Annotated in this window: 14 protein-coding genes; 5 read left to right on the top strand and 9 right to left on the bottom strand. The window is 59.8% G+C overall.

Translation table 11 applies throughout. The features are described from left to right. Together ACYZT7_RS18940 and ACYZT7_RS18935 are read right to left on the bottom strand one after the other, a co-directional pair. A complete protein-coding gene (locus ACYZT7_RS18940) occupies window positions 1-834 on the bottom strand; it encodes an AraC family ligand binding domain-containing protein (protein WP_462037758.1) in 834 nt (277 codons plus the stop codon). 35 nt (window positions 835-869) lie between these two features. Next, window positions 870-1367: a VOC family protein gene (locus ACYZT7_RS18935; RefSeq protein ID WP_462037757.1), complete on the bottom strand. Its 498-nt coding sequence runs from the start codon at window positions 1365-1367 to the stop codon at window positions 870-872. A 279-nt stretch (window positions 1368-1646) separates the two neighbouring features. Here ACYZT7_RS18935 and ACYZT7_RS18930 point away from each other — a divergent pair, with 279 nt between their 5' ends. The 4 genes from ACYZT7_RS18930 to ACYZT7_RS18915 all read left to right on the top strand — a co-directional run bounded on the left by ACYZT7_RS18930 (window position 1647) and on the right by ACYZT7_RS18915 (window position 5550). Beyond that, window positions 1647-2102 carry a (2Fe-2S)-binding protein gene (locus tag ACYZT7_RS18930; RefSeq protein WP_462037756.1) on the top strand — a complete coding sequence of 152 codons (456 nt, stop codon included), beginning with the start codon at window positions 1647-1649 and terminating at the stop codon, window positions 2100-2102. Window positions 2103-2127: 25 nt separating this feature from the next. After that, window positions 2128-4296 carry a xanthine dehydrogenase family protein molybdopterin-binding subunit gene (locus tag ACYZT7_RS18925; RefSeq protein WP_462037755.1) on the top strand — a complete coding sequence of 723 codons (2169 nt, stop codon included), beginning with the start codon at window positions 2128-2130 and terminating at the stop codon, window positions 4294-4296. A 1-nt stretch (window position 4297) separates the two neighbouring features. Continuing rightward, on the top strand, window positions 4298-4876 hold the full coding sequence (locus ACYZT7_RS18920) for a hypothetical protein (protein ID WP_462037754.1): 579 nt from the start codon (window positions 4298-4300) through the stop codon (window positions 4874-4876). Between the two features lie 74 nt (window positions 4877-4950). Continuing rightward, window positions 4951-5550: a GGDEF domain-containing protein gene (locus tag ACYZT7_RS18915; protein WP_462037753.1), complete on the top strand. Its 600-nt coding sequence runs from the start codon at window positions 4951-4953 to the stop codon at window positions 5548-5550. Here the strand turns inward: ACYZT7_RS18915 and ACYZT7_RS18910 are convergent. Continuing rightward, window positions 5519-5944, bottom strand: coding sequence for a VOC family protein (locus ACYZT7_RS18910; RefSeq protein WP_462037752.1), 426 nt, complete (start codon window positions 5942-5944; stop codon window positions 5519-5521). The two genes, ACYZT7_RS18915 and ACYZT7_RS18910, sit on opposite strands and share 32 nt — an antisense overlap. 111 nt (window positions 5945-6055) lie before the next feature. Between ACYZT7_RS18910 and ACYZT7_RS18905 the strand changes: the two genes are divergently transcribed. Next, window positions 6056-6922, top strand: a complete 867-nt coding sequence (locus tag ACYZT7_RS18905) for a LysR family transcriptional regulator (RefSeq protein WP_462037751.1) — start codon at window positions 6056-6058, stop codon at window positions 6920-6922. Between the two features lie 182 nt (window positions 6923-7104). Here ACYZT7_RS18905 and fabI read toward each other — a convergent pair whose 3' ends face one another. From fabI to ACYZT7_RS18875, 6 genes are read right to left on the bottom strand one after another with little or no spacing between them, the layout of a single operon-like run. Continuing rightward, entirely contained in the window at window positions 7105-7899 is a 795-nt protein-coding gene (gene fabI / locus ACYZT7_RS18900; protein ID WP_008152082.1) for an enoyl-ACP reductase FabI, read from the bottom strand. Between the two features lie 24 nt (window positions 7900-7923). Continuing rightward, window positions 7924-9531: an ABC transporter ATP-binding protein gene (locus tag ACYZT7_RS18895; RefSeq protein WP_462037750.1), complete on the bottom strand. Its 1608-nt coding sequence runs from the start codon at window positions 9529-9531 to the stop codon at window positions 7924-7926. 1 nt (window position 9532) lies between these two features. Further along, the gene (locus ACYZT7_RS18890; RefSeq protein WP_462037749.1) at window positions 9533-10552 is read right to left on the bottom strand and encodes an ABC transporter permease; all 1020 of its coding nucleotides are present in this window, start codon (window positions 10550-10552) and stop codon (window positions 9533-9535) included. 1 nt (window position 10553) lies between these two features. Then, the gene (locus ACYZT7_RS18885) at window positions 10554-11627 is read right to left on the bottom strand and encodes a microcin C ABC transporter permease YejB (RefSeq protein ID WP_449644606.1); all 1074 of its coding nucleotides are present in this window, start codon (window positions 11625-11627) and stop codon (window positions 10554-10556) included. 4 nt (window positions 11628-11631) lie between these two features. Beyond that, entirely contained in the window at window positions 11632-13473 is a 1842-nt protein-coding gene (locus ACYZT7_RS18880; protein WP_462037748.1) for an extracellular solute-binding protein, read from the bottom strand. After that, window positions 13470-15302: an extracellular solute-binding protein gene (locus tag ACYZT7_RS18875; RefSeq protein ID WP_462037747.1), complete on the bottom strand. Its 1833-nt coding sequence runs from the start codon at window positions 15300-15302 to the stop codon at window positions 13470-13472. Before ACYZT7_RS18875 ends, ACYZT7_RS18880 begins: the two co-directional genes overlap by 4 nt. Window positions 15303-15352 lie beyond the last annotated feature (50 nt).

Raw genomic sequence — 15352 nt, 5'->3', positions numbered from 1 at the left:
TCACCCGCGGTACTGCCCCGGTGTCGCCGCCAGATGCTGTTTGAACGCACGCTGAAAATGCGCCTGATCGGCAAACCCGGCTTCGAGCGCCACATCGGCGATCAGCTTGCCGCTGCGCAGTTGATCGCGGGCGAACTGGATGCGCCGGTTGACCAGAAACGCGTGGGGCGTCATACCGTAATGCTGCTTGAACGCGCGGATCAGGTAGGACGGCGATAGCTGAGCAGCCTCGCAAATAGCTTCGAGCTTGAGCATTTGCGTGCAGTTGTCGCGAATGTAATCGGCCGCCCGTTCCAGTTTGAAATTGGGCTCGCGCAGCGGCTGATCGATCGGATTGAGCCGCTGCTGTAGGTCGGTGAAAAACTCCACGGCCGCGCTTTGCTTGCGCAGCACGTCTTGCTGCGCATCGACCAGCACTTCGTACAAACCTTTGAGGCCGGCAAACAGGTCGCTGTCGTGAATGTGGGTGATGGAAAACCGGCGAAACGCCAAGTCCTGGCTGAAGCCGAGCTGATGCTGCAAATCGGTCAACCAGGGTGTCTCGACGTACAGCATCAGGTACGACCATGGTTGGTCATCGATGGGATTGCAGGCGTGGACATCACCGGGATTCATCAGCACCACGGTGCCGGCACTGACCTGCAATTGCGATTGCTCGTGGAGATAGGTGCTGCGCCCGGCCGTGATCGCGCCGATGGAAAAGTGCTCGTGAGAATGCCGGGTGTAACAGACCTCGCGGCCGTCGGCGATGGAACGGGCTTCGATGAAGGGCAGGGCATCGTCGCGCCAGAAGCGCGGGGCTTTGTCAGCGTCTTTGGCAACGGCGGGCTTCATTATCAGCGTCCTCGGCAGGTCAGAACCGGAGTGTATTAGCTCTCGCCGTTAAAGGCCCGCTGCAAGGTGGCGATGTCGAGTTTTTTCATCTGCATCATGGCTTGCATGGCGCGCTGGGATTTTGTCGTGTCAGGGTCTTTCAACATGTCCATCATTGCGACCGGCACGATCTGCCAGGACAAGCCGAATTTGTCCTTGAGCCAACCGCACTGCTCGTTCTGTGGATGGGCGGACAGCGCCCCCCAGAAATGATCGACTTCGTCCTGGGTCTGGCAGTTGACCTGAAATGAAATCGCTTCGCTGAACTTGAAATCGGGGCCGCCATTGAGGCCCGTGAAAGGCAGTCCGTCGAGTTCGAAACTGACCGTCAACACCGAGCCTTCAGGCTGGACATGCACCTCCTGACCGGCTTTGCCGTAATGAGTGATGGCGGTGATTTTCGAGTGATCGAAGATCGAACAGTAAAACTTCGCCGCCTCTTCGGCCTGATCGTCGAACCAGAGGCAGGGGGTCAGTTTTTGAACGCGGTGCATGGCGTAGCTCCTCTACGGATTACTCAGGCTGGACTGTTCAGCGTAGTCAGCCTCGGGTCGTCTGGCCGCACCGTAGATCGACAAGTTGAAAGAGTTCCGTTGTCGACGGAATCAACGATGTCGACATGACCTTGTGGCGGGTATCAGCGACGGCCCAACGCACCCTTTTGTGTGACCGGTGGTCGATGATCCTGTCCTGCGGGGCAAATTGCGCTTAGCTGAAAGGATAACGCCGACTCAAAAAAATAAGGCGTCACCGTGAGTCTGAGGACATTCGCAATGCTGACCCTCAACATCAATGGCAAGGACCAGGCGCTGGATGTCCCCGCAGACATGCCGCTACTGTGGGTCCTGCGCGATGTCGCGCACCTGACCGGCACCAAATTCGGTTGCGGCATGGCCCAATGCGGGGCCTGCACCGTTCACGTCGATGGTGCGCCGCAGCGCTCCTGTATCACCCCCGCCACGGCCGTGGCCCACGGGCAAAAAATCCTCACCATCGAAGGCCTGTCCACCGACGGTTCACACCCGGTGCAACAAGCCTGGGCCGAACTCGATGTGGTCCAATGCGGTTACTGCCAGTCCGGCCAGATCATGTCGGCGGCGGCCTTGTTGGCGAAGATTCCTCAACCCACCGACAGTGACATTGATCAGGCGTTGTCCGGCAACATCTGCCGCTGCGGCACCTACCCAAGGATCCGTGCAGCGGTCAAACGCGCCGCCGAGATTGGTTGATGCCACGTTGACGGGAGTCTGAACAATGAACAGCCTCAATCCTCTGTCGCGCCGTGGTTTTCTCAAGGGCAGCGCGTTGCTGGGCGGTGGTCTGGTGGTGGCATTTGTCATCCCTGGTGCTCATCGCTTTGCCATCGGTGCCGAGAACCAAGGCAATGTTTTCGCGCCCAATGCGTTTTTACGGATCGGCAATGACAACAGCGTCACCGTACTGCTCGGCCATTCGGAAATGGGCCAAGGCATCTGGACCGGCCTGACCATGCTGATCGCCGAAGAACTGGACGCCGACTGGTCGAAGATCCGTGTCGAACATGCCCCTGCTTTGGCAGCCGAATATGGCCTGGCCGGATTTGGCGGGATGCAAATTACCGGTGGTTCGACCTCGACCTGGATGGAATTCGACCGTTACCGTCAGGCCGGTGCCGCAGCGCGTTTGATGTTGATCGACGCGGCCGCTAAACGCTTCAACGTCGCACCTTCCGAGATTCGCACCGAATCGGGTGTGGTGATTGCTGGCGACAAACGCGCCACCTACGGCGAACTGGCCGATGACGCCGGCAAGCTACCGGTGCCGGATCCGGCGTCGATCAAGCTCAAGGAGTCCAAGGACTGGAAACTCATTGGCAAACCGACCAAGCGCCTGGACACGCCGGAGAAAATCACCGGCCGCGCCAAGTTCGGCATGGACGTGCAGTTCGACGGGCTGATGACCGCCATGGTCGCGCGTTCACCGGTGTTCGGCGGCAGCGTCAAATCCTTCGAAGGCGCCGAAGCGCTGGCGATACCGAGCGTGCACAAAATCGTGCAGGTGCCCACCGGGGTGGCGGTGATTGCCGATCATTACTGGGCGGCGAAGCTGGGGCGCGATGCGTTGAAGGTCGATTGGGATCTGGGGCCGAACACCGGACTCGACAGTGAGAAGCTACTGGAAAGCTTCCGCAAACTCGCCGCCACCCCTGGCATGTCGGCCAGTCAGGCCGGTGATATCGCGGCCAGCCTGGGTAAAGCAGCGAAGATCATCGATGTCGAGTACAGCGTGCCGTACCTGGCCCACGCGCCGATGGAGCCGCTCAATTGCACGGTGAAAATCACCCAGGACAAATGCGAAATCTGGACCGGCACTCAATTCCAGACGCTGGATCAAATGATCGCGGGGAAAATCACCGGGCTCAAACCCGAGCAGGTGGAGATTCATACCGAGTTTCTGGGCGGCGGTTTCGGTCGCCGGGCCAATCCGACCTCGGACTTTGTCGCTGAAGCCGTGGAAGTCGCCAAAGCAGCGGGCGCGCCGGTGAAAACCGTCTGGTCCCGGGAGGACGACATCCGCGGCGGGTACTACCGTTCGGCGTTCCTCCATCAGGCACGCATTGGCCTCGATGCCGGCGGCATGCCGATCGCCTGGAAGCATGTCATGGTCGGGCAGTCGATCATGGCGGGCACGTCATTCGAGGCGACCATGGTCAAGAATGGCATCGACAAGACCTCTGTCGAAGGGGTCGCTGACAGTCCTTACCTTGAGGGGGTGGCGAATCACCAGGTTGAACTGCATTCTCCGCAAACCGGCATCCGCGTGCTCTGGCTACGTTCGGTAGGGCACACTCACACCGCGTTCGTGATGGAGTCGCTGATCGACGAACTGGCCACGGCTGCCGGCAAGGATCCGGTCGAATACCGGCGAACCTTGCTCAAGGACCATCCACGGCACCTTGGCGTGCTGAACCTGGCCGTCGAAAAAGCCGATTGGAAGGCATCGCTGCCGGATGGCCATGCGCTGGGTGTCGCGGTGCATGAGTCCTTCGGCAGTTACGTTGCCCAGGTAGCCGAGGTGTCCGAGGACAACCTGGCGATCCGCGTGCATCGGGTGGTGTGTGCGGTGGATTGCGGCATTGCGGTCAACCCGATGAGCATCGCGGCGCAAATGGAGTCGGCCATCACCTTCGGCCTCGGATTTACCTTGCACAGCAAACTGACCTTCAAGAACGGGCAGGTGGTGCAGTCCAATTACCACGATTATCAGGTGCTGCGGCTTAACGAAATGCCGGTGGTCGAAGTGCATATCGTGCCCAGCAGCGACAAACCCGGCGGTATCGGCGAGGCCGGTGTGCCGCCCACGGCGCCGGCTGTGGCCAACGCGGTGTTCGCCCTGACCGGGCAGCGCTTGCGCGAACTGCCGCTGCAACTGTCGGGGGTGTGAGATGAAACGACATCTGATTCTTGGTGCGGTGGTGTTGATCGGCCTGATCGGTTACGCCGAGGATCTGTTCGCTGACGATAAGGAGGCCATCAAGGCGTTCGATACGGTGCAAAAGGTCTTTCAGAGCCCGCGTTGCCAGAACTGCCATATTCCCGGCGATTCGCCACTGCAATTCGACGCCGGGATTCCCCACGCAATGAACGTCGTGCGGGGCATGGACGGCAAGGGCGCGGCGGGCTTGCCCTGCGCTACTTGCCACGCCGACAGTAATCCTCCGGCCAGTTATGGCGCTAACACCCCACCGGGAGCACCGCACTGGAGTCTGCCGCCCGCTGCGCACAAAATGGCTTGGATCGGTCTGCCGGCCGATAAGTTGTGCGCAATGATCAAGGATCGCTCCAGCAACGGCGACCGCGATTTCGCCGCGCTGATCAAGCACGTCAGCGACGACAAACTGGTGCTTTGGGGCTGGAATCCGGGCCAGGGAAGGGCGCCGGTACCGGTGCCGCACGACATTTTCGTCACCCAGTTCAAGACCTGGGCAGACGCTGGAGGGCCGTGTCCGGTACTGGGTAGTTGACCGGCGGTCCGTTTACAGGGAGTCAAACCGGGTATGGACGACTCTAAGAAACATACCCGCCAATGGAGTGAGTAATGCTGATCCCAGGGAAACCGGTAAAACCAGGCGCGTGCGCTGACCCGTTGCGTACGCCACTGCAGGAGCGCGAACTGCTGCGTGACCTGGCCCGCAAGGCCGAGGAGGAGCTGATGGGCGTGCAGATGGCGAGCATGGACGAGTTGACGCTGCTCTCCAATCGACACGGTTTTACAGCGCTGGCCCAACAAGGGCTGGATGCCTGCCAGCAGCTGGAAAAGCCAGCGACGCTACTGCTCTTCAATATTGATGACTTCAAACACATCAACTATCTCTATGGTCGAGACAAGGGCGACAAAGCCCTGAAAACCTTCGCTGATGTGCTGCGAATTGCCTTTCGCGAGAGTGATGTGATCGGCCGACTGGGTAACGACAAATTTGTCGCGTTACTGACCGGCTCAAGCGTTGTGGAGATACCCGCCATCAAGGCGCGACTCGAAGAAATACTCGAAGAGCGCAATGCCTCGGTGCATCGCGGTTATGCCATCCGCTTCAGCATCGGGCAAATTGAGTGCAGCCCTCAGCATCCCGGGTCGATCGAGGAACTGCTGGCACAGGCCGATGCGTTCACTTGGCAAACAACTGACCCACATCTTTGAATGCCTTGAACTCAAGCGCGTTGCCGCACGGATCGAAGAGAAACATCGTCGCTTGCTCACCCACCAATCCCTGAAAGCGAATGCCCGGTTCGATCACGAATCGGGTGTCGAGGGATTTTAACCGCTCGGCCAGTGCTTCCCATTGCGCCATACCCAACACCACACCGAAATGCGGCACGGGCACGTCATGACCGTCGACAGCATTCGTGTGCGCGGCTTCTTGAGACACGTTTTTCGGTGCGAGGTGAATAACCAACTGATGGCCGAAAAAATTGAAATCGACCCAATGATCGCTTGAGCGACCTTCTTCCAGGCCGAAGACTTCGCCATAAAAATTCCGCGCAGCGGTCAGGTCGTAAACGGGGATGGCCAAGTGAAAAGGGGAGAGTTGCATCGCAAGTGCCTCGACTGTTTGGATTCAGACTGAGTTTAGCCCTGTGCTTTTTGATTAAAAGACGATAATTTCTACATCGAGCTCAAATTATTTCGATCAATCGAGACGGCCATGCTGCGGGAACTGAAAACCTTCATTGCCGTGACGCGCTACGGCACTTTTGCCGCAGCCGGGATGCACATCGGCCTTACCCAGTCGGCCGTCAGCGCGCAGATTCGCAATCTGGAACAGGCCCTGGGGATTCGTTTGTTCGACCGCACCGGACGACAAGCGCTGCTCAATGCGGCGGGCCAGCGGGCGTTGCCAATGGCCAGGGAAATGTTGGAGACCTTCAGCCGTATGGCGGTCAGCGATGATGTCAGCGAGTATCGCGGCGAGTTGAAAATAGGCGCGGTGGCCACCGCCCAGACCGGACTGCTGCCCCAGGCGTTGCTGCGACTGAGGCAACAGGCGCCGTTGCTGGAGCCGAAACTGGTACCGGGCGTGTCGTTGAACCTGTTGAGCCAAGTGGACACCGGTGAGGTGGATCTGGCGATCCTGATCAAGCCGCCGTTCGAGTTGCCCAAGGAATTGTCGGCGCAGGTCATTCGCCGAGAGCCGTTCGTGCTGATTGTGCCGTCCGACCTTGAAGGCGATCAGCCGTTGCACATACTCGCCGAGCATCCCCATGTGCGATACGACCGTAACTCGTTCGGTGGACGCTTGGTGACGCGGTTTTTGCGCGAGCAGCAGATTGATGTGCGGGTGGCTTTGGAGCTGGATGAACTGGAAGCGATCGTGAAAATGGTCGAATGCGGATTGGGGGTGTCGCTGCTGCCCGAGGCGGGGCTCTGGCTTGAGCATGGGGCGAAGGTCCGGATAATCCCGTTGGGTGAGCTGACGTTCTATCGCGAGATTGTGTTGTTGCAGCGTTATAGCCAGCGCACACAGCCGATCCAGCAGTTGTTTGCCAGCTGTCTGTCACCGATCGATAACTAAACACAAATCCCCTGTGGGAGCGAGCTTGCTCGCGATAGCGGACTAACCTTCAAAATTGATATTAACTGGAACGACGCTATCGCGAGCAAGCTCGCTCCCACAGGGGATCTGCATCAGGCCTCAAATCGCAGGCACAAAAAACCCGCCTGAAGAGGCGGGTTTTTTAGTTGGCTGACCGAAGATTACTCTTCGAGGCTGCCCATGGCCGTGGTGTTGAAACCACCGTCCACGTACATGATTTCGCCGCTGATGCCGGACGCCAGGTCCGAGCACAGGAAGGCGCCGGCGTTGCCGACTTCGTCGATGGTGACGTTGCGACGCAGCGGGGTTTGCGCTTCGTTGGCGGCCAGCATCTTGCGGAAGTTCTTGATGCCGGAAGCGGCGAGGGTGCGGATCGGGCCAGCCGATACGCAGTTGACGCGGGTGCCGTCCGGGCCCAGGGAACCGGCCAGGTAACGAACGCCAGCTTCCAGGGAAGCCTTGGCCATGCCCATGACGTTGTAGTTCGGCATGGTGCGCTCGGCGCCCAGGTACGACAGGGTCAGCAGGCTGCCGTTGCGGCCTTTCATCATTTCGCGGCCAGCTTTGGCCAGGGCCACGAAGCTGTAGGCGCTGATGTCGTGAGCGATGCGGAAACCTTCACGGGTGGTGGCTTCGGTGAAGTCGCCGTCCAGTTGGTCGCCCGGGGCGAAGCCGACGGAGTGCACGATGCAGTCCAGGCCGTCCCACTTCTTGCCCAGCTCAACGAAGACCTTGGCGATTTCTTCATCGCTGGCCACGTCGCACGGGAAGCACAGATCAGGGTTGGAACCCCAGCTTTGTGCGAACTCTTCGACACGACCCTTGAGTTTGTCGTTCTGATAAGTGAAGGCAAGCTCAGCGCCCTCGCGATGCATGGCGGCAGCGATGCCGGATGCGATGGACAGCTTGCTGGCGACACCGACGATCAGTACGCGCTTACCGGCGAGAAAACCCATGTGTTGCTCCTCTCTTTCAGGTTATTACGCAGTGGCTGGAACCAGGAAAGCGGCTTCCAGCAACTGCTGTGTATACGGATGTTTGGGGGCCGCAAAAATACTTTGCGCGTCTCCCTGTTCGACCACTTGGCCTTGCTTGACCACCATCAGCTGGTGGCTCAGCGCCTTGACGACAGCCAGGTCATGGCTGATAAACAGATACGTCAGGTTGTACTTGGTTTGCAGTGAGCGCAGCAGCTCCACCACTTGGCGTTGCACGGTCCGGTCGAGGGCCGATGTCGGCTCGTCCAGCAGAATCAACGCCGGTTTTAGCACTAATGCCCGGGCAATGGCGATTCTCTGCCGTTGCCCGCCGGAAAATTCGTGGGGGTAGCGGTGCCGGGTTTCCGGGTCCAGACCTACCTCCTTGAGTGCCGCAATAATCGCTTGTTCCTGTTCCGCCTCGGTGCCCATCTTGTGGATCCGCAGGCCTTCGCCGACGATCTGGCTCACGCACATCCGTGGGCTCAGGCTGCCGAACGGGTCTTGAAACACCACCTGCATCTCCCGACGCAGCGGCCGAACCTGTTGCTGCGTCAGGCAGTCTAGCTGCTTGCCTTCAAAACGGATCGCGCCTTTGCTGCCGATCAGCCGCAAAATCGCCAAACCCAGTGTCGACTTGCCGGAACCGCTTTCTCCCACAATCCCCAAGGTCTGGCCTTGAGGCAGGCTGAAATTGATTCCGTCCACCGCTTTGATGTGGTCGACGGTCTTTTTCAGAAAGCCTTTCTTGATCGGGAACCAGACTTTCAGGTCCTCGACTTGCAGCAATGGCGGGCCGATTACATTGGTCGCAGGCGTTCCGCTGGGCTCCGCTGCCAGCAGTTCCCGAGTGTACGGATGCTGCGGCGCGCGGAACAACTCTTCGCACGATGCCTGTTCGACGATGCAACCGCGCTGCATGACACATACGCGATGCGCAATTCTTCGCACAAGGTTCAAATCGTGACTGATCAGTAACAGCGCCATGCCCAATCGGGCCTGTAATTCCTTGAGTAATTCGAGGATTTTCAGCTGAACGGTCACGTCCAGCGCGGTGGTTGGCTCGTCGGCGATCAGCAGTTCCGGCTCGTTGGCCAAGGCCATGGCAATCATCACCCGCTGCCGTTGGCCACCGGATAATTCATGGGGCAGCGCCTTGAGGCGCTTCTCGGGCTCCGGGATACCGACCATTTCCAGCAGCTCCAGCGTGCGCTTGGTCGCGACTTTGCCGATCAGGCCCTTGTGGGTGCTCAACACCTCATTGATCTGTTTCTCGATCGAGTGCAGCGGATTGAGCGAGGTCATCGGCTCCTGGAAGATCATTGCGATCCGGTTGCCGCGAATGTGGCGGATGGTTTTCTCTTTCAGGCTCAGCAGGTTCTGCCCGGAGTACTCGATGGTCCCGGACGGATGCCGGGCGAGCGGGTAGGGCAGCAACCGCAGGATAGAGTGAGCAGTGACCGATTTGCCGGAGCCACTTTCGCCCACCAGCGCCAGGGTTTCCCCGCGCTTGATATCGAAGCTCACGCCTTCGACCACCCGCTGGACGCGCTCACCGACGACGAATTCGACGGCCAGGTCGCGCACTTCGATCAGATTATCCTGATTCATTTCACTTCCTCGGGTCGAAGGCATCGCGAGCGGACTCGCCGATGAATACCAGCAAACTCAACATCAACGCCAGCACCGCAAACGCGCTCATGCCCAGCCACGGCGCCTGCAGGTTGGACTTGCCCTGAGCCACCAGTTCACCGAGGGACGGCGCGCCAGGCGGCAGACCGAAGCCCAGAAAGTCGAGAGCGGTCAGGGTGCCGATGGCGCCGGTCAGGATGAACGGCATGAAGGTCATGGTGGAGACCATAGCGTTGGGCAAGATATGGCGGAACATGATCGCACCGTTCTGCATCCCCAACGCCCGCGCGGCGCGCACGTATTCCAGATTACGCCCACGGAGGAACTCGGCGCGGACCACGTCGACCAGGCTCATCCACGAGAACAGCAGCATGATCCCCAGCAACCACCAGAAGTTCGGCTGGACGAAGCTGGCGAGAATGATCAGTAGATACAACACCGGCAACCCGGACCAGACCTCCAGAAAACGCTGTCCGGCCAGATCGACCCAGCCGCCGTAGAACCCCTGCAAGGCCCCGGCAATCACGCCGATGATCGAGCTGAGAATGGTCAGCGTCAGCGCAAACAACACCGAAATCCGGAAGCCGTAAATCACCCGGGCCAACACATCGCGGCCCTGATCATCAGTGCCTAGCAGGTTGTCGGTGGAGGGCGGCGCCGGAGCCGGGACTTTCAGGTCGTAGTTAATGCTTTGGTAACTGTAGGGAATCGGCGCCCACAGGACCCAGGCGTCTTTTTCCTTGAGCAACTCGCGGATGTACGGGCTCTTGTAGTTGGCTTCCAGCGGGAATTCGCCGCCGAAGGTGGTTTCCGGGTAACGCTTGAGCGCCGGGAAGTACCAACCGTTGTCGTAGTGCACCACCAGCGGTTTGTCGTTGGCGATCAGCTCGGCGCCGAGGCTCAGCCCAAACAGCAGCAGAAACAGCCACAGCGACCACCAGCCACGCTTGTTGGCCTTGAACAGTTCGAAGCGTCGGCGATTGAGAGGGGAGAGATTCATCTCAATGCTCCCGGCTTTCGAAGTCGATGCGCGGATCGACAAAGGTGTACGTGAGGTCGCCGATAAGTTTTACCACCAGCCCCAGCAGGGTAAAGATGAACAGCGTGCCGAAGACCACTGGGTAATCGCGGTTGATCGCGGCCTCAAAACTCATCAGCCCGAGGCCATCGAGGGAGAAGATCACCTCCACCAGCAACGAGCCGGTGAAGAAGATGCCGATAAACGCCGACGGGAACCCGGCGATCACCAGCAGCATGGCGTTGCGGAACACATGGCCGTAGAGCACGCGGTGATTGGTCAGGCCCTTGGCCTTGGCGGTGACCACGTACTGCTTGTTGATTTCGTCGAGGAAGCTGTTTTTGGTCAGCAGCGTCATGGTCGCGAAGTTGCCGATCACCAGTGCCGTGACTGGCAATGCGAGGTGCCAGAAGTAATCGAGAATCTTGCCGCCCATGCTCAACTCGTCGAAGTTGTTGGAGGTCAGCCCTCTGAGCGGGAACCAGTCGAAATAGCTGCCACCGGCGAACACCACGATTAGCAGGATGGCAAACAGAAATGCCGGGATCGCGTAGCCGACGATGATCAATGAGCTGGTCCAGACATCGAAGTGGCTGCCGTGTCGCGTCGCCTTGGCGATCCCCAGCGGGATCGACACCAGGTACATGATCAGCGTGCTCCACAGCCCTAGGGAGATCGACACCGGCATCTTTTCCTTGATCAGGTCGATGACCTTGGCATCGCGGAAAAAGCTGTCGCCGAAATCCAGGGTGGCGTAGTTCTTGATCATGATCCACAAGCGTTCCGGCGCCGATTTATCGAAGCCGTACATGTGCTCGATTTCCTTGACCAGCATCGGGTCCAGGCCCTGGGCGCCACGATAGGCGGAGCCGGCCACCGAGACTTCGGCACCGCCGCCGGCGATGCGGCTGGTGGCGCCTTCGAAGCCTTCGAGCTTGGCGATCATCTGCTCCACCGGCCCGCCGGGGGCGGCCTGGATGATCACGAAGTTGATCAGCAAAATGCCGAGCAAGGTCGGGATGATCAGCAGCAGTCGCCGAAAAATATACGCCAGCATCTGATTACTCCGTGCCCGCAGGGTCGGCTTGCAGTTTGGTTTCGACTTCTATCGCCGGTGTAGCGTCTGGCTTGACCCACCAGGTGTTGATGCCGATGTCGTACTTGGGTGAGATTTTCGGGTGGCCGATGTGGTTCCAGTAAGCCACGCGCCAAGTCTTGATGTGCCAGTTGGGGATCACGTAATAGCCCCATTGCAGCACGCGGTCCAGCGCGCGTGCATGGGCCACCAGGCTTTTGCGTGAATCGGCGTTGATCAGTTGCTCGACCAATTGGTCCACCACCGGGTCTTTCAGGCCCATGGAGTTGCGGCTGCCGGGTTTGTCGGCGGCGTCGGACATCCAGAACTCGCGTTGCTCGTTGCCCGGCGAGTTGGACTGAGGGAAGCTGCCGACGATCATGTCGAAGTCCCGTGAACGCACGCGGTTGATGTACTGCGAGACGTCGACCCGGCGGATCACCAGGTCGATGCCCAAGTCACTCATGTTGCGCTTGAACGGCAGCAGCACCCGCTCGAATTCGGTCTGGGCCAACAGGAATTCGATAGTCACCGGTTTGCCATTGGCGTCGACCATCTTGTCATCGACGATCCGCCAGCCCGCCTCTTGCAGCAGTTGATAGGCTTTGCGCTGTTGGGCGCGGATCATGCCGCTGGCGTCGGTCACCGGGTTCTGGAACGCCTCGCTGAACACCTGCTCGGGAACCTTGCCGCGGAACGGGTCGAGGATCGCCAGTTGATCAGCATCCGCCAGGCCAGTGGCGGCCATTTCTGAGTTTTCGAAAAAACTGCGGGTGCGGACGTAGGCGCCGTTGAACAGCTGCTTGTTAGTCCATTCGAAGTCCAGCAACAGGGTCAGGGCCTGACGCACGCGCACGTCCTGGAAAACCGGGCGGCGCAGGTTGAATACGAAGCCTTGCATGCCGGTCGGGTTGCTGTTCGGGATCTGTTCCTTGATCAACCGGCCCTCGGTGACGGCCGGGATGTTGTAGGCGTTTGCCCAGTTCTTCGCGGCCATTTCCAGCCAGTAATCGAACTGCCCGGCCTTGAGCGCTTCCAGGGCCACGGTGTTGTCGCGGTAGTAGTCGGTGGTCATGACGTCGAAGTTGTAGAACCCTCGGTTGGCTGGTAGGTCCTTGCCCCAGTAATCCTTGACCCGCTCATAGCGCACCGAACGCCCGGCCTTCACTTCACTGACCTTGTACGGGCCGCTGCCCAACGGCATTTCCAGGTTGCCCTTGTTGAAGTCGCGAGTTGCCCACCAATGCTTGGGCAACACCGGCAACTGGCCGAGGATCAGCGGCAGCTCTCGGTTGTTGGTGTGTTTGAACTTGAACAGCACCGTCAGCGGGTCTTCAGCGACCACTTCCTCTACATCGCTGTAGTAACCGCGGTACAGCGGCGCGCCGTCCTTGATCAGGGTCTGGAAGCTGAACACCACGTCCTCGGCGCGCATCGGATGCCCGTCGTGGAAGCGCGCTTCGGGACGCAGGTAGAAACGCACCCAGCTGTTGTCAGGGGCTTTTTCGATCGTGCCGGCGACCAGACCGTATTCGGTGAACGGTTCGTCCAGACCCTGTTTGGCCAGGGTGTCGTAGATCATGCTGATGTCGTCGGCCGCGACCCCTTTGCTGATGAAGGGGTTGAGGCTGTCAAAGCCGCCGAAACCGGCTTGACGGAAGACCCCGCCCTTGGGCGCATCGGGGTTCACGTAATCGAAATGTTTGAAGTCGGCCGGGTATTTCGGCGGCTCGTTGTACAGGGTCAGGGCGTGTTGCGGGGCGGCGCAGGCCAGCCCGGCGAACAACAGGCCGCTGGCCTGCAAGAGCAGGGCGCGTACGGGTTTCATCGATCTTTCTCCGAAGACTTCAGCCACCACGCGCTCAGGCCCAACGTGTAGGGCGGCGTGGTGACGAAGGCGAACCGGTTGCGGTAGGCCAGGCGGTGATAATTGAGGTACCAGTTGGGAATGATGTAATGCTGCCACAGCAACACCCGGTCCAGTGCCTTGCCGGCGGCGACCTGTTCATCGCGGGTCTGGGCGGCGAGCAATTGGTCGAGTAAATGGTCGACCACCGGATTGGCAATACCGGCGTAGTTTTTGCTGCCCTTGACCCCCACCTGGCTGGAATGGAAGTACTGCCATTGTTCCAGGCCCGGGCTGAGCGTCTGGTTGAGGGTCATCAGGATCATGTCGAAATCGAACTGATCGAGGCGTTGCTTGTACTGGGCGCGATCGACCGTGCGCAGCCGAGCGTCGATGCCGATGCTGGCGAGGTTCTCGACGTAAGGCTGGAGGATGCGTTCCAGGTTCGGATTGACCAGCAGAATCTCCAATCGCAACGGTTGCCCGGCAGCGTTCTGTACGCGTTGGCCACTCAGTTTCCAGCCGGCCTCAGCGAGCAGGCCCAGGGCCTTGCGCATGGTTTCCCGGGGGATGCCGCGCCCTTGGGTCTGCGGCAGGCTGAACGGCTCGGTGAGCAGCTTGGCGGGCAACTGCTCGCGATACGGCTTGAGCATCAGCCATTCATGGCCGATCGGGAGGCCGGTGGCGGAGAACTCGCTGTTGGGGTAGTAGCTCATGGCGCGTTTGTAAGCGCCGCTGAACAGGGTGCGATTGGTCCACTCGAAGTCGAACATCAGGCCCAGGGCTTCACGGACCTTGGTCTCGGAGAGGGCCGGGCGCCGGGTGTTCATGAACAGGCCCTGGGTCTGGGTCGGGATCTGATGCGCGATCTGCGCCTTGATGACGTCGCCGCGTCGTACCGCCGGGAAGTGGTAACCGTTGTCCCAGTTCTTCGCCTGGTGCTCGATATAGATGTCAAATTCGCCGGCCTTGAAGGCTTCGAAGGCGACGTCGCTGTCGCGGTAGAACTCAACTTCCATGCGGTCGACGTTGTATTTGCCGCGATTGACCGGCAGGTCTTTGCCCCAGTAATCCTTGGCCCGTTGGAAAACGATCTGGCGCCCAGGCTCTACCGACGTGATGCGATACGGTCCACTGCCCAGTGGCGGTTCGAAGGTGGTGGCCTTGAAGTCACGACCTTTCCAGTAATGCTGGGGCAGCACCGGCAATTCGCCCAAGCGCAGGATCAGTAACGGATTGCCGGCACGCTTGAAGACAAAACGAATGCGCTGCGGGTTGAGGATGTCGACCCGCGACACTTCCTGAAGATTGGTGCGGTACTGCGGATGGCCTTCCTTGAGCAACAAACGGTAGGAGAACGCCACGTCATAGGCGGTAATCGGCGTGCCATCGTGGAAACGCGCTTCGGGGCGCAAGTTGAACACCACCCAGCTGCGGTCCTCGCTGTATTCCACGGATTGGGCGATCAGGCCATAGCTGGAGGTCGGCTCATCGCCGGACGGCGCGTACTGGCCGGTGCCGACCATCAACGGTTCGTTGAGCTCGTTGATGCCGTATTGCAGGAAATTCGGTGTGGAAACCGGACTTGAACCCTTGAAGGTGTAGGGGTTGAGCGTATCGAAGGTGCCAAACGCCATCACCCGCAACGTACCGCCCTTGGGCGCTTGCGGGTTGACCCAGTCGAAGTGGGTAAATCTGGCCGGGTACTTGAGCGTGCCGAACTGCGCATAACCATGGCTTTCGCTGATCGTCGCACTTGCGGGGGCGCTCAAGGCCAGGCTGATCAGGGGCAGGAGGAGGGAACGCTTCAAGTCAGAGATCCGATCCAGGCGGCTTGGGCTTTGTGGCCCGTACAGTAACA

It is taken from the genome of Pseudomonas sp. RT4P38, assembly GCF_054897765.1.
Note: the sequence above shows the minus strand (reverse complement) of the source record. Positions and strands in the feature narration are given on the sequence as shown.

What these genes read in the sequence shown, in the direction of transcription:
- ACYZT7_RS18925 (WP_462037755.1), top strand. Translation starts at nt 2,128, where the DNA reads ATGAACAGCCTCAATCCTCTGTCGCGCCGTGGTTTTCTCAAGGGCAGC.
- ACYZT7_RS18880 (WP_462037748.1), bottom strand. Translation starts at nt 13,473, where the DNA reads ATGAAACCCGTACGCGCCCTGCTCTTGCAGGCCAGCGGCCTGTTGTTC.
- ACYZT7_RS18885 (WP_449644606.1), bottom strand. Translation starts at nt 11,627, where the DNA reads ATGCTGGCGTATATTTTTCGGCGACTGCTGCTGATCATCCCGACCTTG.
- fabI (WP_008152082.1), bottom strand. Translation starts at nt 7,899, where the DNA reads ATGGGTTTTCTCGCCGGTAAGCGCGTACTGATCGTCGGTGTCGCCAGC.
- ACYZT7_RS18910 (WP_462037752.1), bottom strand. Translation starts at nt 5,944, where the DNA reads ATGCAACTCTCCCCTTTTCACTTGGCCATCCCCGTTTACGACCTGACC.
- ACYZT7_RS18935 (WP_462037757.1), bottom strand. Translation starts at nt 1,367, where the DNA reads ATGCACCGCGTTCAAAAACTGACCCCCTGCCTCTGGTTCGACGATCAG.
- ACYZT7_RS18905 (WP_462037751.1), top strand. Translation starts at nt 6,056, where the DNA reads ATGCTGCGGGAACTGAAAACCTTCATTGCCGTGACGCGCTACGGCACT.
- ACYZT7_RS18915 (WP_462037753.1), top strand. Translation starts at nt 4,951, where the DNA reads ATGCTGATCCCAGGGAAACCGGTAAAACCAGGCGCGTGCGCTGACCCG.
- ACYZT7_RS18895 (WP_462037750.1), bottom strand. Translation starts at nt 9,531, where the DNA reads ATGAATCAGGATAATCTGATCGAAGTGCGCGACCTGGCCGTCGAATTC.
- ACYZT7_RS18930 (WP_462037756.1), top strand. Translation starts at nt 1,647, where the DNA reads ATGCTGACCCTCAACATCAATGGCAAGGACCAGGCGCTGGATGTCCCC.
- ACYZT7_RS18940 (WP_462037758.1), bottom strand. Translation starts at nt 834, where the DNA reads ATGAAGCCCGCCGTTGCCAAAGACGCTGACAAAGCCCCGCGCTTCTGG.
- ACYZT7_RS18890 (WP_462037749.1), bottom strand. Translation starts at nt 10,552, where the DNA reads ATGAATCTCTCCCCTCTCAATCGCCGACGCTTCGAACTGTTCAAGGCC.
- ACYZT7_RS18920 (WP_462037754.1), top strand. Translation starts at nt 4,298, where the DNA reads ATGAAACGACATCTGATTCTTGGTGCGGTGGTGTTGATCGGCCTGATC.